Origin of the sequence: Bacillus pseudomycoides DSM 12442 (assembly GCF_000161455.1) — a bacterium.
Classification (GTDB): Bacteria; Bacillota; Bacilli; order Bacillales; family Bacillaceae_G; genus Bacillus_A; species Bacillus_A pseudomycoides.
On record NZ_CM000745.1, the window covers coordinates 4,075,131 to 4,091,517 of the forward strand.

The following is a 16,387-nucleotide window of genomic DNA, read 5'->3' on the forward strand; positions in this document are numbered from 1 at the left end:
TTATAACTTTATTATGGCGGTGTAGCTCAGCTGGCTAGAGCGTACGGTTCATACCCGTGAGGTCGGGGGTTCGATCCCCTCCGCCGCTACCATAAGGGACCTTTAGCTCAGCTGGTTAGAGCAGACGGCTCATAACCGTCCGGTCGTAGGTTCGAGTCCTACAAGGTCCACCATTTAAAGTAAATTCCCTGGAGGTATACCCAAGTCTGGCTGAAGGGATCGGTCTTGAAAACCGACAGGCGGCGAGAGTCGCGCGGGGGTTCGAATCCCTCTACCTCCTCCATTTTTTTAAAAGAATATTGTATCGTCGCGGGGTGGAGCAGTCTGGTAGCTCGTCGGGCTCATAACCCGAAGGTCGCAGGTTCAAATCCTGTCCCCGCAACCAATGGTCCCGTGGTGTAGTGGTTAACATGCCTGCCTGTCACGCAGGAGATCGCCGGTTCGACCCCGGTCGGGACCGCCATTTTACATAAAGGCTCGGTAGCTCAGTCGGTAGAGCAGAGGACTGAAAATCCTCGTGTCGGCGGTTCGATTCCGTCCCGAGCCACCATTTTGAAATAGCAAGCCGGCTTAGCTCAATTGGTAGAGCAACTGACTTGTAATCAGTAGGTTGGGGGTTCAAGTCCTCTAGCCGGCACCACTTTCAAAATGAGCCATTAGCTCAGTTGGTAGAGCATCTGACTTTTAATCAGAGGGTCGAAGGTTCGAGTCCTTCATGGCTCACCATTTTAGTTTCATGCGGGTGTAGTTTAGTGGTAAAACAAGAGCCTTCCAAGCTCTGGTCGAGAGTTCGATTCTCTTCACCCGCTTTTTCCATTGGGGGCCTATAGCTCAGCTGGTTAGAGCGCACGCCTGATAAGCGTGAGGTCGATGGTTCGAGTCCATTTAGGCCCACCATTATTCCGCAGTAGCTCAGTGGTAGAGCTATCGGCTGTTAACCGATCGGTCGTAGGTTCGAGTCCTACCTGCGGAGCCATATTATATAGAGAAGTACCCAAGTGGCTCAAGGGGCTCCCCTGCTAAGGGAGTAGATCGCTAACGCGGTGCGAGGGTTCGAATCCCTTCTTCTCTGCCAGAAACTGGCCCGTTGGTCAAGTGGTTAAGACACCGCCCTTTCACGGCGGTAACACGGGTTCGAATCCCGTACGGGTCATACTTAAAGAGATAGCATAATGTGCTATCTCTTTTTGTTTATAATGATATTTTCTTCAAGAAAAAGCAGACTTATCAAAGTCTGCTTTTTTTATTAAAATTGATAATTTTTGTATACTTTTTTCTTTTTGAGGCGTCTAACTAATAGAAAGGAGAGAGCAATGGCATATGAAAAAGTTGAAGAAATAATTATACAAACGTCTAAGAATATTTATAGATATCTTCTTAAAATCGGTGTAAATGCAGTGGAAGCGGAAAATATTGTTCAAGATACAATCTATAAAGCATTGTTATCTATACCAATGAATAAAAATTAACCAATATTATCATGTCAGCAATATATAAGAGTTTGTATAAAATGAAGAATCGTTCCTTTTGTAACAGAAAGAATTATAACAAATCATATATTTTTATATTGGAACACGCTATAGAATGGAGTGATAGTATGGATTTTGAAACTTTGTATCGAACGTATCAATCCTTAGTTTACTCTGTTGCATACCGCCTGCTTGGCTCTGTTAGTGATGCAGAGGATGTTGCACAGGATATACTCATTAAAAGTCAGCATATGGAGCAAGAACAAATTAGAAATATGAAAGCATATTTAATTAAGGTGACAACAAACCATTGTTTGAATGTACTACAGTCTGCGCGGAAACAGAGAGAAATGTATACAGGAGAATGGCTTCCTGAGCCAGAGATAGATACGGAGAAATTAAATCCAATGGAAACACTACTGCAAACCGAAAGAGTATCCTATGCATTTCTTGTACTGTTAGAGAAGTTAACACCTGTTGAAAGAGCTATATTTGTTTTAAGAGAAGTGTTTAAGTACGAGTATCGTGAAATAGCGGAGCTTTTAAACAAATCAGAGGCAAATTGCCGAAAGATTTTTAGTCGTTGTAAAGAGAAGATAAGGCATGAAGTACCCGTACATCCGCAACAATTGGATCATACAGAAAAGATGATACATACCTTTATCAAAGGCTCAGAAACAGGAAATTTTGAGGGATTTATTAATTTACTGACAGTAGATGCAACACTTGTCACTGACGGAGGCGGTAAAGTACGTGCTGCTATATTTCCGATTATGGGCAAACAGCGTATCCAGATATTTTTGGAGTCTATTGTTTCACGAGGATTCTTCCAATTGGAGCTTCTCCCAACTATCATAAATGGTCAATTTGGTATTTTAGCAAGGAATAAGGGCCGTGCAGAGAAGGCCATATGCTTTGAGTGGGATGAAAGCGGAGAATCCATTAGAAGAATTTACATTGTAGTCAATCCTGATAAACTAAAGCATATTCCAGTTCTATAGCATGTAATTGAAAAAGAGATCTTTTTTTTAGATCTCTTTTTTATTTTGTCACAAATTGAAAAGCTAATTTGTCTTATAAGTGACAGGATATAAAAGGGATGCTTGTATGTTTTCTATTAGAGCTTCTGTCATGAATGAAAATATTTTACGGCAGATAGTAATTTGAAATAATTCATGAAAGACCTTATTAAATATCCTGGTACCAAAGTACAAACTAATTTTATGGAGGGAATATAAGATGGAAACAAGATTTTTAATGGGAAAGGTAAACCCGGAAGGTTATAAGGCAATGGTAGGTTTAGAAAAATACTTGATGACTACAAGTATCGATGAAATATTGAAAGAGCTAATTAAAATCCGTGCTTCTCAAATCAATGGATGTGCGTATTGCATTGATATTCATACGAAAGATGCACGAAAACTAGGGGAAACAGAGCAACGTATTTATGCTCTTAATGCTTGGCGTGAGACACCATTTTTTACGCAGGAAGAACGTGCTGTGCTTGCTTTGACAGAGGCAATTACACTAGTAGCGGAAACGCACGTTCCTGATGAGGTATATGAAGAGGTAAGAAATTTCTTTGAAGAAGAACAAATTGCTGAAATCGTTATGCAGATTGTTACTATTAATGCATGGAATCGAATTGGGGTATCTACCCGTTTAATGCCGGAAAAAAGATAAGGTGGAGATGTTACTAATAGTTTGTAGAGGCACCCTCATACTGTCAACAAACTAAGAAAAAGGATGGTTCCAAAAACGAAAAAATAAGTTATTCTTTCTGGAAATACTGCTGAAAGGATAGCTTTTTCGTTTTTGAGTATAAAGAAATTGTAATGGGAAGGATATAGAGCTTTTGCAAATTATGTATGATCTAATCTTTAATAGGTAAACGATAAAATATAAGGAAATAAGCTTTTCACAATCTAAAGAAAAGGCTTCCATTAAAATCGATTCCACACCTAATATCATAACTTTCTACTGTCTGTGAGAAAGTTCACAAATAGGTCATAATTTGTGAATATATTCACAATGAATCGTGCTACAATATGAATGTAAAGAAGTTAAACAACATTAAATTAGTATTTTAATTAATTACTTAAACAATAATAAAAAAAATAAATGTGAACAATAGAGAGGGGAATTTACCATGAAAAAAGGTATCAATCGTGTAGTATTAGTAGGAACAGGTGCAGTAGGTTGTAGTTATGCTTACTCAATGATTAACCAAGGTGTAGCTGAAGAATTTGTACTTGTGGATGTAAATGAGGCTAAAGCGGAAGGGGAAGCAATGGACTTAAGCCATGCGGTACCATTCTCTCCATCACCAACAAAAGTTTGGAGCGGTAGTTATGCAGATTGCAAAGATGCAGATTTAGTTGTTATCACTGCTGGATTACCACAAAAGCCAGGTGAAACTCGTTTAGATTTAGTTGAGAAAAATACAAAAATCTTTAAGCAAATCGTTCGCGGCATTATGGATAACGGATTTGATGGTATTTTCCTAATCGCAACTAACCCAGTTGATATTTTAACTTATGTAACTTGGAAAGAATCTGGATTACCAAAAGAACGCGTAATCGGTTCTGGTACAACTTTAGACTCTGCTCGTTTCCGCTACATGTTAGGTGACTATTTAGATGTAGATCCACGTAACGTTCATGCATATATCATTGGTGAGCACGGTGACACTGAACTTCCAGTATGGAGCCACGCTACTGTAGGTGTACAAAAGCTAGAAACAATCTTAGCGAACAACGAACAGTATAACCAAGATGATTTAGATAAAATCTTTGCAAATGTACGCGATGCTGCTTACCACATCATCGAGCGTAAAGGTGCAACTTACTACGGAATTGGTATGTCACTACTTCGTGTAACTAAAGCGATCTTAAACAACGAGAACAGTGTACTAACTGTATCTGCATACCTTGAAGGTCAATACAGCGAGAAAGATGCTTATGTAGGTGTTCCAGCTGTCATTAACCGCGAAGGTGTACGTGAAATCGTGGAGCTTGAGTTAAATGAAGAAGAAAAAGCGAAATTTACTCACTCTGTAAAAGTATTAAAAGAAACAATGGCACCAGTACTATAAGGATAATTGATAAATAATTCAGAAGCGGGAAATTGCTTCCGGCTTCTGAATTTTTATATAACTTTATATAAATTCCTTTTCCAGTTTCCCTGTATATCCCCAAATATACACCCCCTTTTGCTGGAAAAGGATCATTTATAGGAAAAGCACCCTATTTTGTATAGAGTGCTTTTATTTTTTTATATGGAAATTAAATCCATGAAATGAGGGGAATAAAGTTATGATAGAAAGAGCTAATGCTGAAGAAACAACATACATACTATCTAATGTAGCATTATCTGCTAATGAAGGTATTCAAAATCATGGAACAATTTCCGGAGAAAAAGCGATACAGATGATGACAGGTCTTATTGAAAAAGGGGCGTATTATTTTGTATACAAAGAGAATGATTCAATAGCTGGATGGATATTAGTAGGGACAAATACGGATTATTTTACAGAAAGGGAATTTGGTTTTATCTGAATTTCGAGGTAAAGGGATTTCTAAAAAGTTAGTTCAGGCTGGGATTGAAGAGTTGAAAAGAAATGGATATGAGGAAGTACGTCTTAATGTATTTTCCACAAACTTTGCTCAAGAGATTGATGAAAAGATAGGTTTTACTCCGTTACAAACAGTTATGGTTTACAAGTAAATAAGAAATGAAAAAACAAGAAAAGTACCGAGAGTCGGTACTTTTCTTTGTTTTCAGTTTTGAAGTTCTTCTTGAACGAATTACCTGGCTTTAAATCTTTCATATTGACGGTAACAGTAGGATTAGATAAATATACTATACCAGCTTGTAATGCGTTATTTTGATGTTTCAGGGTTGTTAAAATAGGAGAAGCGCTATGCTATAATAAGCCCCCATGTTTAGAGTGAAATATATAGCGCCTTACTAACAATTAGATAAAATATAGTATTTAAGTGAGGGGATAGTTAGAAAGCATGATTTCCAGTAAATGTTTTACTCCGTTATTCGTGGACAGTAATAATCTCACCTCAAAATTCAATGGAAACAAAAAAGTTAGGTGGGAGATAAACTGCCCGTAAAATCCCAATTGGTGAGAGCTGATTAAAGTTTCACTTTATGAGAAAACATTTGTTTCAAGATAATAAAGATAGGGAAGAAACTAGAAAAATAGAGACCTTCTTACTATTGTATATTTTTGTGAAAAATAAAAAAGGACGAACAAAAAATAAAACGCTTTCAATGAATATTCGTCAAAATTCGATAAATTTGACGAAAAATTAAAGTGTTACCTTTAATTTCCGCGAAAAAACGTATATTTATTTAAAAATACACAAGGATATTTCAGTTTCCTATAGAATATTTAAAAAGTAATAAAAATTCTGTCATCTTAGTGAGGTGAACATATTGAGTGTAACAAATTGTATAGAAGAGAGTGTGTATGAATTTCATACAAAGCAGTGTTATGAGAGCTATAACATATTTGGCGCGCATCTTGTAACGGAAGATGAAATACAAGGCGTACGATTTACAGTATGGGCTCCTCATGCGAAAGCTCTGAGTGTAGTTGGCGATTTTAATGAGTGGGATATTGAAGGGCATAAGATGCGAAAAATGGCAGAAGAGGGTATTTGGTCATTGTTTATACCACATTTGGGGGAAAATGAAATATATAAGTATGCGATTGAAACTCCAGATGGTGAAACAATTTTAAAAGCAGATCCCTATGCAACATATGCAGAAGTAAGACCAAATACGGCATCTGTTATTTTTGATATAAAGGGATATAAATGGAATGATAAAAATTGGTTTCGAAAGAAGAAACGAAAATTAATTTATAAGGAAGCAATGGCAATTTATGAGTTGCATTTTGGTTCATGGAAAAAGAAAGAAGATGGCTCTCTGTACTCATATCGAGAGATGGCAGAGGAGCTCATTCCTTATGTGGTGGAACATCAATTTACCCACATTGAAATTATGCCGCTTGTGGAACATCCATATGACCGTTCCTGGGGATATCAGGGAACCGGATATTATGCGGTGACAAGCCGATTTGGTACACCGCATGATTTCATGTATTTTGTCGATGAATGTCATAAATATGGAATCGGTGTCATTTTAGATTGGGTGCCGGGTCATTTTTGTAAAGATGCTCATGGGTTGTATTTATTTGATGGAGCGCCGACCTATGAATATAAAGATTTGGATGTACAGGAAAATCACGTTTGGGGCACAGTAAATTTTGATTTAGGAAAACAGGAAGTGCGTAATTTTTTAATTTCAAATGCACTGTTTTGGATGAAGTATTACCATATTGACGGCTTTCGTGTCGATGCGGTTGCGAATATGTTGTACTGGGAAAAAGAAGGGAAGCAGCAAAGTAATGAATACGCCGTTTCCTTCTTGCGTGAGTTAAATGAGGCAGTATTTGCAGAGGACGAAGAATTTTTGATGACCGCAGAAGATTCGACAGCTTGGCCACTTGTGACTGCGCCAGTGTATGAAGGCGGACTAGGGTTTAATTATAAGTGGAATATGGGCTGGATGAATGATGTTCTAAAATACATGGAGTGTGCACCGGAATATCGGAAATATATTCATGAGAAAATGACATTTTCTTTGCTATATGCTTACTCCGAAAACTTTATATTACCGCTCTCTCACGATGAAGTCGTTCACGGAAAAAAATCATTGTTAAATAAAATGCCAGGAGACTACTGGGAAAAGTTTGCACAACTGCGTTTATTATACGGGTATTTCTTTACGCATCCTGGAAAGAAATTACTCTTTATGGGTGGGGAATTTGGTCAGTTTGACGAATGGAAAGATCTCGAGGGTCTAGATTGGAATTTGCATGATTTTGAAATGCATCGTTATATGCATGATTACTTTAAAGAGCTCATAGCATTGTATAAGCGCTCTAAACCACTTTGGCAGTTGGATCATTCGCAGGAAGGATTTCAGTGGATTGATGCCGATAACAAAGAACAAAGTATTTTCTCGTTTATTCGTAAAGGGGATAAGGAAGACGATATCTTTGTTGTGATATGTAATTTTACTAATATTGTGTATGAAAATTATAAAGTAGGTGTACCAGAGTTCAAGTATTATAACGAGATTTTAAATAGTGACGCAGCAATATATGGCGGCTCAGGGCAGGTAAATAAAAAGCGCCTAAAGACAATTCTAGAGCCGTATCATAATCAGTCTGCCCATGTAGAAATAACAATTCCACCATTTGGCGTATCCATTTTAAGACCAGTGAAAACGAGAAAGGGGAGCAAAAAACAAGATGGTTCAAAAGCAGACGTGCGTAGCGATGTTACTAGCAGGAGGAAAGGGTAGTCGTTTAAGTGCTTTAACAAAAAATTTAGCAAAGCCAGCTGTTCCGTTTGGCGGTAAGTACCGAATTATTGATTTCACATTAAGTAATTGTGCAAACTCTGGTATTGAAACAGTTGGAATTTTAACGCAGTATCAGCCGCTTGAGCTTCATAGTTATATTGGAATCGGTAATGCTTGGGATTTAGATCGTGTGAATGGCGGCGTGACCGTATTGCCTCCGTACTCGGAATCTTCAGGAGTGAAATGGTATACAGGAACAGCGAGTGCTATTTATCAAAACTTAAACTATTTGCATCAGTACGATCCGGAATATGTTCTGATTTTGTCAGGAGATCATATTTATAAAATGGATTACAGTAAAATGTTAGATTACCATATTGAAAAAGAAGCAGATGTTTCGATTTCAGTTATTGAAGTACCTTGGGATGAAGCAAGTCGATTCGGCATTATGCATACGAATGAGGATATGGAAATTGTTGAATTTGAGGAAAAACCACAATTTCCAAAAAGCAATCTTGCTTCGATGGGAATTTATATCTTTAATTGGGCTGTTTTAAAAGAATATTTAGAGATGGATGCAAGAAATCCAGAATCTAGTAATGATTTTGGAAAAGATGTCATCCCGCTTTTATTAGACGAGGAGAAAAAGCTCATTGCTTACCCATTTGAAGGGTATTGGAAAGATGTTGGAACTGTAAAAAGTTTATGGGAAGCAAATATGGACTTGCTTCGAGAAGAATCGACCTTACAGTTAAATGATCATAGCTGGCGCATTTATTCGGTGAATCCAAATGAGCCGCCGCAGTATATTGCTGAAGGCGCAAAGGTAGAAGAATCATTAATTAATGAAGGATGCGTTGTTGAAGGAGATGTAAAACACTCTGTTTTATTCCAAGGAGTGACGGTTGGAGAAGGGAGTATGGTAATCGATTCGGTAATTATGCCAGATGCATGCATCGGTAAAAATGTTGTCATTGAAAGAGCGATTGTCGGATCGGGTATGGTCATTGAAGATGGGACAATTATTCGTCCAGAAAAAAATATCGAGGATGTCGTACTAATAGCTGAGGGGAAATAGTGAAGGAGGATAAGATGAATGGGAGAATCAATGTTAGGAATTATTAATGCAACAGGGAGTTTTTCTTCCTTAAAGAAAGTAACAGGGCACCGTTCACTGGCAGCACTACCATTTGGAGGACGTTATCGTCTCATTGATTTTATGCTTTCAAATATGGTTAATTCCCATATTCATAGTGTAGCAATTTTTACGAGTCATAAAAATCGTTCCTTGATGGATCATCTCGGATCAGGAAAACAATGGGATTTAGATAGAAAACGCGACGGCTTATTTTTATTTCCTCCGAATTGCCAATGTAATCAAGATGAGTTTGGTTCCTTCGCTCATTTTAGAAGACATATTGACTATTTTCTGCGCAGCAGACAAGAGTATGTTGTTATTACAAATAGTCATCTTGTTACAGCATTAAATTTTCAAAAGATATTGGAAAGACATATACATACGGGCGCGGATGTTACAGAAGTATGCCATGAAGGCGTATCACTGCAAACTTATGTGCTGAAGAAACAGTTATTATTAGATTTATTTGAAACATATAAAGACATGGAACACTATAGTTTGTTTGATGTAGTCAAAGAGAAACGAGGAGAGTCTCTATACATTACTACATATGAGCATACAGGGTATGTAGCAGTAATCGATTCGATTGAAAATTATTATAAACATAGTTTAGAAATTTTGCAGCCTTCTATTTGGAAGCAGTTGTTTACGAAAGAAGCTCCGATTTTTACAAAAGTAAAGGATGAACCACCAACACGTTATATAAAAGGAGCGCAGGTGCAAAACACAATGATTGCAAACGGTAGTGTTATTGCAGGAAAAGTTGAGAATAGTGTTGTATTTCGTTCTGTTAAGGTTGGGAAAGGTTCGGTTATTCGAAATAGCATCATTATGCAAAAGAGCCAAATTGGAGATAACTGTATATTAGACGGCGTTATTATTGATAAGGATGTTAAAATTGAGGATGGTGTGGTTTTAACAGGAACGCCTGATAATCCATACGTTTTGGAAAAGGGCAGTGTTCAAAGTCAAAATATTACTAGTTATTCTTAAAAGATCTATGTAAGTTAAGTACAAATTGGAAAACTGATAAAAAACATTCTTTTTAAGGTGGAAGAGAGCATCCGCCCATGCATAGAGGCGGTCAGATCCTTTTCCTGCCCCATGCCAAGTGAAAACAAAGAGTTAAAACAAAGAGAGAAAACAAAACAAGTAGTAATCATCTTTTGTTCTTCGTAGCAGTGACTTATATGTCGAAAAATCAAAATGGATATATATAGCCAGTGAAATTCTATCCAATAGGGATTCACTGGCTCATCATGATATGAATTTAAAATCCGAAGGGAGGAAGCTGTAAGAAGGGCGGATCATGGTGTACACGCTTTTCAGACAGTGGAACAACACGTGAATATTTTATTTGCAGTATCAGAATGCGTACCGTTTATTAAATCAGGTGGCTTAGCAGATGTGGCGGGTGCACTTCCAAAAGAATTGAAAAAATTAGGAGTAAACGTCCGTATTATCCTACCAAACTACAGCCTTATTCCCAAGCACTTGCGAGAAGCATGTACGCTTCATAAGGTAATCAATGTGCAGCTCGGTTGGCGAAATCAATATTGCGGGATTTTAAAAGGGGAGCAAGGCGGGATTACGTATTATTTAATCGACAATGAATATTATTTTAAAAGGGATTCTCTTTATGGACATTATGATGATGGAGAACGTTTTTCTTTCTTTTCTAAGGCAGTGTTAGAGTGTATGCCGCACCTAGATTTTGAAGTGGACATCCTTCACAGTCATGATTGGCATACAGCGATGGCGAATTTTTTACTGCGTGAAAAGTATGGGGATCATCCATTGTATGAGCATATTAAAACTGTTTATACGATTCATAATTTGCAGTTCCAGGGTGTGTTTCCTCGTGAAGTTATGCATGATTTACTGGAACTTGGTGATGAATATTTTGATAGTGAACAGCTTGAGTTTTATGGGAACGTTAACTTTATGAAAGGCGGTATCATCGCTTCAGATCGCATTACAGCGGTTAGCCCGACGTATAAAGAAGAGATCCAATATGGATTTTTTGGTGAAAAATTAGATGGTTTGTTACGGAAATATAATGATAAGCTGAGCGGGATTGTAAATGGTATTGATACGAGCGTATATAATCCGAAAACGGATCCTTATATTACTGCGCAGTATGATGCAAAATCATTGTATGAAAAACAAGAAAATAAACGCGCATTACAGCGCTACTTTGGTTTGCCAGAAAAAGAAGATACGCCAATTATTTCGATGGTAACGCGATTAACAAAGCAAAAAGGCCTTGATTTAGTACGTACTGTCTTTCATGAAATGATGGAAGACGATGTACAATGTATCATTTTAGGATCAGGGGATTCTGAATATGAGCAGTTTTTCGAATGGATGGCATATGAGTATCCAGAAAAAGTGAAAGTGTATATCGGGTTTAATGAGGAGCTAGCGCATCAAGTATATGCAGGGAGCGATTTATTTTTAATGCCATCATTATTTGAACCATGTGGACTCGGACAGCTCATTGCACTGGCATATGGTGTGATCCCAATTGTAAGAGAGACGGGAGGATTGAACGATACAGTTCAGTCTTATAATGAGAAAACAGAGAATGGAAATGGCTTCAGCTTTAGAAATTTTAACGCTCATGACATGTTACATACGGTTCGTCGTGCACTGAAGTATTATCATAATCAACCGGTATGGAATCAGCTTGTAAAACAAGCGATGACAGAGGATTATAGCTGGAAAAAGTCAGCTCTTGAATATAAGGAACTATATAAAAGTTTGCTGAAACACTCTTAGGTGGTGAAAAAATGTTTACTCATGTTGAAAGCTTTAAAGTAGCCTTTTTAGAAAAACTAGAAACGATGTATGGAAAAAGTTTCAAAGATTCTACCAGTCGTGACCAGTATAATACACTTGGTCGTATGGTACGTGAGTATATGAATCAGCATTGGATTGCAACAAATGAAAGGTACCGGACAGGGAATCAAAAGCAAATGTATTACTTGTCTATTGAGTTTTTACTTGGTCGTTTGCTCGGTAGTAACTTACTAAATCTAGGTATCCGTGATGTATGTGAACAAGGCCTTTCAGAGCTTGGAATTTCATTAAAGGAATTGGAAGAAAGTGAAGCGGATGCAGGGCTTGGCAATGGAGGACTTGGCCGCCTTGCAGCCTGTTTTCTCGATTCACTTGCATCTTTAAATCTTCCAGGGCACGGATGTGGTATTCGTTATAAGCATGGCTTGTTTGATCAGAAAATTGTGGATGGATATCAAGTAGAATTACCAGAACAGTGGCTCCTTCATGAAAATGTTTGGGAAGTAAGACGACACGATCAAGCGGTAGAAGTGAGCTACTTTGGAAATGTAGAGCCGATAGAAATGAATGGTCGCCTCGAATTTCGTCATACGAATGCGGAAGTGATTATGGCAGTTCCATATGACGTTCCGGTTGTTGGATATGAAACAGATACTGTGAATACACTTCGCCTTTGGAATGCAGAGCCGGTTCCTTTTCCACAAAATTGTAAAGATATTTTGAAATATAAACGTGAAACAGAAGTGGTATCAGAATTTTTATACCCGGATGATACGCATGATGAAGGGAAAATACTACGTTTAAAGCAGCAGTATTTCCTTGTATCAGCAAGCTTACAAAACATTGTTCGCATGCATAGAGAGCAAAATGGAACGCTTCGTAATTTACATGAGAAAATCGCGATTCACATTAACGATACGCATCCCGTTTTAGCAATTCCAGAACTTATGCGTATTTTACTAGATGAAGAAAAGCTTGCTTGGGAAGAAGCATGGGATATTACGACTCAGACAATTTCTTATACGAATCATACGACATTATCAGAAGCACTTGAGAAGTGGCCAATCCATATTTTTAAACCGTTATTACCACGAATTTATATGATTATTGAAGAAATCAATGAACGCTTTTGTCATGAACTATGGGAGCGATATCCGTATGATTGGAAGCGGATTGAAGATATGGCAATTATCGCGCATGATCTTGTCAAAATGGCACATTTAGCAATTGTCGGAAGTTATAGTGTAAATGGCGTGGCAAAAATTCATACAGAAATTTTAAAGCAACGTGAAATGCAATTGTTTTATGATTTTTATCCGGAGAAATTTAACAATAAGACAAATGGAATCGCGCATCGGCGCTGGCTTATGAAGGCGAATCCGCAGCTTGCAAATCTCATTTCAGAAGCAATTGGAACGGAATGGAAGAAGCAACCGATTCAGTTGCAATCACTGCAAAGCTTTCAACATGACACTGCTTTTCAAGACAAGTTGCATGATGTAAAGCAAGAGCGTAAATATATTTTAGCAGAGCAAATTCAAAGCAAGATGGGGATTATCGTTGACCCGAGTTCCATTTTTGATGTACAAGTAAAACGATTGCACGCTTATAAAAGGCAACTATTAAATGTGTTACATATTTTGTATTTGTACAATCGTTTAAAAGAAGACTCAAGCTTTTCGTTTTATCCGCGTACATTTATTTTTGGAGCGAAGGCATCGCCAGGCTATTATTATGCGAAAAAAATTATTAAATTAATAAATGAACTTGCTAGAAAGGTAAATCAAGATCCATATGTGAGTCAATATATGAAAGTTATCTTTCTAGAAAACTATCGGGTTTCTTTAGCTGAATATATTTTCCCAGCAGCAGATGTAAGTGAGCAAATCTCTACAGCAAGTAAAGAGGCATCAGGAACAGGGAATATGAAGTTTATGATGAATGGTGCAATTACGCTCGGAACGCTGGATGGGGCCAATATTGAAATAAGAGAAAAAGTAGGAGATGAAGCCTGTTTTATCTTTGGTTTAACAGCGGAAGAGGTGCTTCATTATTATCAAAATGGTGGATATCGTGCAAATGATTACTATCATCATAATATGCACATAAAAAAAGTAGTCGATCAGTTAATAAATGGCTTTTTCACAAATGTTGGAGCCGAATTTGAAGCAATTTATGATTCTCTTGTTATTCAAAATGACGAGTACTTTGTCCTTCGTGATTTTAGTCCATATGCAGAGCGTCAAGAAGATGTAGGAAGAGCATATGAAAACCGAAGAAAGTGGCTAGAAATGTCTATCATCAATATTGCACAATCAGGACACTTTGCTAGTGATCGAACGATTCTGCAGTATAGTAATGAGATTTGGGGTATTGGTGATAGGGTTAAGCTTTCGTGAATGGAATATATATATAAATACAAATTAAAAAACCGACATAACCCACCATTCTTTTTAGGTGGGATAAAGCATCCGGCCATGCATAGAGGCGACTTATATGTTGGAAAATCAAAATGGATATATAGGAATAAGATAGAGTCCCTTGTGAAGATTTTGAGGGGCTTTTATTTATTGGAAAATATTGATGAAAAAATATGAAAGAAGAATGAGTGGAATTCGTAAAGTAAAAATAGCTTGGAAATTTTCCAAGCTGTTTTTACTTAGTTTGCTACTGAGATACAAGGATTTACTGAATACAAAACACCAGTCCCACCATATTCCTCTGTAGCAAAGTATGAGAATGTACAGAAACCTGTGACCGTAAAAAGTATAACGAGAAAAATTGCAAAGAAATATTTTAGCATGTAAGGTCCTCTCATCCAAAAATAATTACATAGATTATTATAATGTAATAGTATATTTTTTCCAAATGTTTCCGTATCAAAAATGAGAAGTCAGACATGTTTTGTATGTTGTCATGGCGTGGTTGTTGACGATAGATTTTGTATTTTTCGTAAATGTCAAGTTGTGATGAACATGTGTATACTCCCAGTCTTGGTCATTAAAATGTACTTTGCGCGGTGGAAGAAGCGGGACCACATCGAATAAATTAACGAAGCGAAAGCTACTTGCTACTTGCATTTTATAGTAGTTGCGAAAAGTGATATCACCGACTTTTGGAGAGGCAAAGTTATAGAGACCGTATTGTGCAAACGCAGTATTAACGCGTGCATCTAATATGTGTAGTGTGGCAAGTGCTCCGCCTAGGCTATGCCCTGTGGCGAGTAGTTTTTTATGTGATGGTAAAGATACGAGCATATCCATAATCGTATCACGGCACGATTCATAAACAGAGAGAAAGCCGTTATGGACGTTTCCGCTATTTAAGGCGTATGGATAAGGTTTTTGGTTCACAAGTGAATCAATGACCCACTCTGGATCGGATTGGGTCCCTCGAAACGCTACGATGACTGTATCCTCAGATTCTAATATGAATCCAAACCACTCTGTTGTTTGCATAACCTTAGCCTGAAAACCTTGTACATATTGAAATCCTTCAGGTATTTGAAAAATCCCATTTTGTTTATATTGATCATATGTTAACTCGCAGCAAGAAGCTAGCAATATGGCAGTATCTTTATCAAAGGATAAAGGAGCACGCATCAGAGAAGCCCTCCTAAAGAAGAAGTAATAGTTCAATATATGAGTGGGGATGGGGAATCATTCTTTGAGTGGCTTGAAAACAAAGTGCAATGAAAAATGAATGTTTTTTACAAATTAACACTTGAACCTTCAGTTACGTGAGGTAGTATGATTTGAGTAACCACATCGGTAAAAAGAATGTAGGGGGGATTTAAGATGAGTAAAAGTGAAAACTATTCAATTGGAGAGTTTTCGAAAAGAACAGGCATATCAATACGGACGCTACATTATTACGATGAAATTGGATTACTTAAACCCGAAAAACATCCTAGTTCCGGACGTCGAATATATAAAAAGCAAGACATCTTAACGTTGCAAAAAATAGTAAGTCTAAAATTTTTAGGATATAGTCTAGACGAAATATCTGTAATGATAAATATGTCTAGCTTTAATGTAAGTTTAAAAGAAACATTACAAAGTCAGAAACAAGCTTTTGAAGAGAAAAAGGAGCATATCGAAATTTCTTTGAAAGCAATTAATCGAACAATTACTTTATTAGAAGATGAAGGGCAAGTAGATAGTGACATTTTAATGAGTTTAATTTGTAATATACAAAAAGAAAGTGAACAACGCCTATGGCTTGAGGAATATATGGATAAGGAAGTCGTTGATCGATTATACGATAAATCTGAAGAAGAGATGGTGGCATTGGATAAAGAATTTATTCAGTTGTCGAAGGAGGTAAAGAGATTATTTGGAAAACCAGTCCATGATCCAGAAGTGCAAAAGCTTGTCGATCAACATATGAAGGCAACTCTTACATATGTGGGAGAAGAAACGATATGCTCTTTGAATGGATTAGAAAATATGGAAGATGAGTATGAAAATATGATTCCATCACCATATACAAAGGAAGAAGAGGAATGGTTAAATGCGGCAATGGAGTATTATATGATTCAACATGGTATGTACAGTCCTACAGGAGAAAATGATAAGTGAAAAAGATAAGT

Annotated in this window: 14 protein-coding genes and 13 tRNA genes; 25 read left to right on the forward strand and 2 right to left on the reverse strand. The window is 37.2% G+C overall.

Translation table 11 applies throughout. From position 1 onward, the window contains the following. Window positions 1-15: 15 nt before the first annotated feature. The 19 genes from BPMYX0001_RS20725 to BPMYX0001_RS34980 all read left to right on the forward strand — a co-directional run bounded on the left by BPMYX0001_RS20725 (window position 16) and on the right by BPMYX0001_RS34980 (window position 5,195). Window positions 16-92, forward strand: a tRNA-Met gene (locus BPMYX0001_RS20725). A 4-nt stretch (window positions 93-96) separates the two neighbouring features. Next, window positions 97-173 (forward strand) — tRNA-Ile (locus BPMYX0001_RS20730). A gap of 17 nt (window positions 174-190) precedes the next feature. Continuing rightward, window positions 191-283: transfer RNA gene (locus BPMYX0001_RS20735), tRNA-Ser, on the forward strand. A 25-nt stretch (window positions 284-308) separates the two neighbouring features. Continuing rightward, window positions 309-385 (forward strand) — tRNA-Met (locus tag BPMYX0001_RS20740). Window positions 386-387: 2 nt separating this feature from the next. Then, window positions 388-463: transfer RNA gene (locus BPMYX0001_RS20745), tRNA-Asp, on the forward strand. Between the two features lie 11 nt (window positions 464-474). Further along, window positions 475-550: transfer RNA gene (locus BPMYX0001_RS20750), tRNA-Phe, on the forward strand. A 14-nt stretch (window positions 551-564) separates the two neighbouring features. Continuing rightward, window positions 565-640, forward strand: a tRNA-Thr gene (locus tag BPMYX0001_RS20755). A gap of 10 nt (window positions 641-650) precedes the next feature. After that, window positions 651-726 (forward strand) — tRNA-Lys (locus tag BPMYX0001_RS20760). A 12-nt stretch (window positions 727-738) separates the two neighbouring features. Then, window positions 739-809 (forward strand) — tRNA-Gly (locus tag BPMYX0001_RS20765). 11 nt (window positions 810-820) lie between these two features. Then, window positions 821-897: transfer RNA gene (locus tag BPMYX0001_RS20770), tRNA-Ile, on the forward strand. Window positions 898-901: 4 nt separating this feature from the next. Beyond that, window positions 902-976: transfer RNA gene (locus BPMYX0001_RS20775), tRNA-Asn, on the forward strand. 8 nt (window positions 977-984) lie between these two features. Then, window positions 985-1,075, forward strand: a tRNA-Ser gene (locus BPMYX0001_RS20780). Between the two features lie 6 nt (window positions 1,076-1,081). Beyond that, window positions 1,082-1,153, forward strand: a tRNA-Glu gene (locus BPMYX0001_RS20785). A gap of 160 nt (window positions 1,154-1,313) precedes the next feature. Continuing rightward, window positions 1,314-1,469 (forward strand): RNA polymerase sigma factor, encoded by a 156-nt coding sequence (locus BPMYX0001_RS20790; RefSeq protein WP_006096298.1) that lies wholly within the window; start codon window positions 1,314-1,316, stop codon window positions 1,467-1,469. A gap of 128 nt (window positions 1,470-1,597) precedes the next feature. Further along, window positions 1,598-2,470 (forward strand): RNA polymerase sigma-70 factor, encoded by an 873-nt coding sequence (locus BPMYX0001_RS20795; protein ID WP_006096299.1) that lies wholly within the window; start codon window positions 1,598-1,600, stop codon window positions 2,468-2,470. Between the two features lie 238 nt (window positions 2,471-2,708). Next, window positions 2,709-3,152 carry a carboxymuconolactone decarboxylase family protein gene (locus BPMYX0001_RS20800; protein WP_006096300.1) on the forward strand — a complete coding sequence of 148 codons (444 nt, stop codon included), beginning with the start codon at window positions 2,709-2,711 and terminating at the stop codon, window positions 3,150-3,152. A gap of 466 nt (window positions 3,153-3,618) precedes the next feature. Beyond that, window positions 3,619-4,563, forward strand: coding sequence for an L-lactate dehydrogenase (locus BPMYX0001_RS20805; RefSeq protein WP_006096301.1), 945 nt, complete (start codon window positions 3,619-3,621; stop codon window positions 4,561-4,563). Window positions 4,564-4,783: 220 nt separating this feature from the next. Further along, window positions 4,784-5,026: a hypothetical protein gene (locus tag BPMYX0001_RS34975; protein ID WP_006096302.1), complete on the forward strand. Its 243-nt coding sequence runs from the start codon at window positions 4,784-4,786 to the stop codon at window positions 5,024-5,026. Beyond that, the gene (locus tag BPMYX0001_RS34980; RefSeq protein WP_078211777.1) at window positions 5,013-5,195 is read left to right on the forward strand and encodes a GNAT family N-acetyltransferase; all 183 of its coding nucleotides are present in this window, start codon (window positions 5,013-5,015) and stop codon (window positions 5,193-5,195) included. The genes BPMYX0001_RS34975 and BPMYX0001_RS34980 overlap by 14 nt, the downstream gene beginning before the upstream one ends. Here BPMYX0001_RS34980 and BPMYX0001_RS34985 read toward each other — a convergent pair. Further along, a complete protein-coding gene (locus BPMYX0001_RS34985; protein WP_139358590.1) occupies window positions 5,179-5,379 on the reverse strand; it encodes a TasA family protein in 201 nt (66 codons plus the stop codon). The two genes, BPMYX0001_RS34980 and BPMYX0001_RS34985, sit on opposite strands and share 17 nt — an antisense overlap. A gap of 539 nt (window positions 5,380-5,918) precedes the next feature. On the opposite strand from BPMYX0001_RS34985, the gene glgB reads away from it, so the two are divergent. From glgB to BPMYX0001_RS20835, 5 genes are all read left to right on the forward strand, one after another. Continuing rightward, a complete protein-coding gene (gene glgB, locus BPMYX0001_RS20815) occupies window positions 5,919-7,856 on the forward strand; it encodes a 1,4-alpha-glucan branching protein GlgB (protein ID WP_033799171.1) in 1,938 nt (645 codons plus the stop codon). Continuing rightward, window positions 7,804-8,934 (forward strand): glucose-1-phosphate adenylyltransferase, encoded by a 1,131-nt coding sequence (locus tag BPMYX0001_RS20820; protein WP_018782028.1) that lies wholly within the window; start codon window positions 7,804-7,806, stop codon window positions 8,932-8,934. Before glgB ends, BPMYX0001_RS20820 begins: the two co-directional genes overlap by 53 nt. An 18-nt stretch (window positions 8,935-8,952) precedes the next feature. Next, window positions 8,953-9,987 carry a GlgC family sugar phosphate nucleotidyltransferase gene (locus BPMYX0001_RS20825; RefSeq protein ID WP_006096307.1) on the forward strand — a complete coding sequence of 345 codons (1,035 nt, stop codon included), beginning with the start codon at window positions 8,953-8,955 and terminating at the stop codon, window positions 9,985-9,987. A 351-nt stretch (window positions 9,988-10,338) separates the two neighbouring features. After that, window positions 10,339-11,775, forward strand: a complete 1,437-nt coding sequence (gene glgA / locus BPMYX0001_RS20830; protein WP_033799718.1) for a glycogen synthase GlgA — start codon at window positions 10,339-10,341, stop codon at window positions 11,773-11,775. A gap of 11 nt (window positions 11,776-11,786) precedes the next feature. Continuing rightward, entirely contained in the window at window positions 11,787-14,195 is a 2,409-nt protein-coding gene (locus BPMYX0001_RS20835; protein WP_006096309.1) for a glycogen/starch/alpha-glucan phosphorylase, read from the forward strand. 480 nt (window positions 14,196-14,675) lie between these two features. On the opposite strand, the gene BPMYX0001_RS20845 is transcribed toward BPMYX0001_RS20835, so the two are convergent. Then, on the reverse strand, window positions 14,676-15,398 hold the full coding sequence (locus tag BPMYX0001_RS20845) for a lipase family protein (RefSeq protein WP_003201474.1): 723 nt from the start codon (window positions 15,396-15,398) through the stop codon (window positions 14,676-14,678). A 195-nt stretch (window positions 15,399-15,593) separates the two neighbouring features. On the opposite strand from BPMYX0001_RS20845, the gene BPMYX0001_RS20850 reads away from it, so the two are divergent. Continuing rightward, window positions 15,594-16,376: a MerR family transcriptional regulator gene (locus tag BPMYX0001_RS20850; RefSeq protein WP_033799173.1), complete on the forward strand. Its 783-nt coding sequence runs from the start codon at window positions 15,594-15,596 to the stop codon at window positions 16,374-16,376. Window positions 16,377-16,387 lie beyond the last annotated feature (11 nt).

What these genes read in the sequence shown, in the direction of transcription:
- BPMYX0001_RS20820 (WP_018782028.1), top strand. Translation starts at nt 7,804, where the DNA reads ATGGTTCAAAAGCAGACGTGCGTAGCGATGTTACTAGCAGGAGGAAAG.
- BPMYX0001_RS20795 (WP_006096299.1), top strand. Translation starts at nt 1,598, where the DNA reads ATGGATTTTGAAACTTTGTATCGAACGTATCAATCCTTAGTTTACTCT.
- BPMYX0001_RS20800 (WP_006096300.1), top strand. Translation starts at nt 2,709, where the DNA reads ATGGAAACAAGATTTTTAATGGGAAAGGTAAACCCGGAAGGTTATAAG.
- BPMYX0001_RS20805 (WP_006096301.1), top strand. Translation starts at nt 3,619, where the DNA reads ATGAAAAAAGGTATCAATCGTGTAGTATTAGTAGGAACAGGTGCAGTA.
- BPMYX0001_RS20850 (WP_033799173.1), top strand. Translation starts at nt 15,594, where the DNA reads ATGAGTAAAAGTGAAAACTATTCAATTGGAGAGTTTTCGAAAAGAACA.
- BPMYX0001_RS34975 (WP_006096302.1), top strand. Translation starts at nt 4,784, where the DNA reads ATGATAGAAAGAGCTAATGCTGAAGAAACAACATACATACTATCTAAT.
- BPMYX0001_RS20835 (WP_006096309.1), top strand. Translation starts at nt 11,787, where the DNA reads ATGTTTACTCATGTTGAAAGCTTTAAAGTAGCCTTTTTAGAAAAACTA.
- BPMYX0001_RS20790 (WP_006096298.1), top strand. Translation starts at nt 1,314, where the DNA reads ATGGCATATGAAAAAGTTGAAGAAATAATTATACAAACGTCTAAGAAT.
- BPMYX0001_RS20845 (WP_003201474.1), bottom strand. Translation starts at nt 15,398, where the DNA reads ATGCGTGCTCCTTTATCCTTTGATAAAGATACTGCCATATTGCTAGCT.
- BPMYX0001_RS20825 (WP_006096307.1), top strand. Translation starts at nt 8,953, where the DNA reads ATGGGAGAATCAATGTTAGGAATTATTAATGCAACAGGGAGTTTTTCT.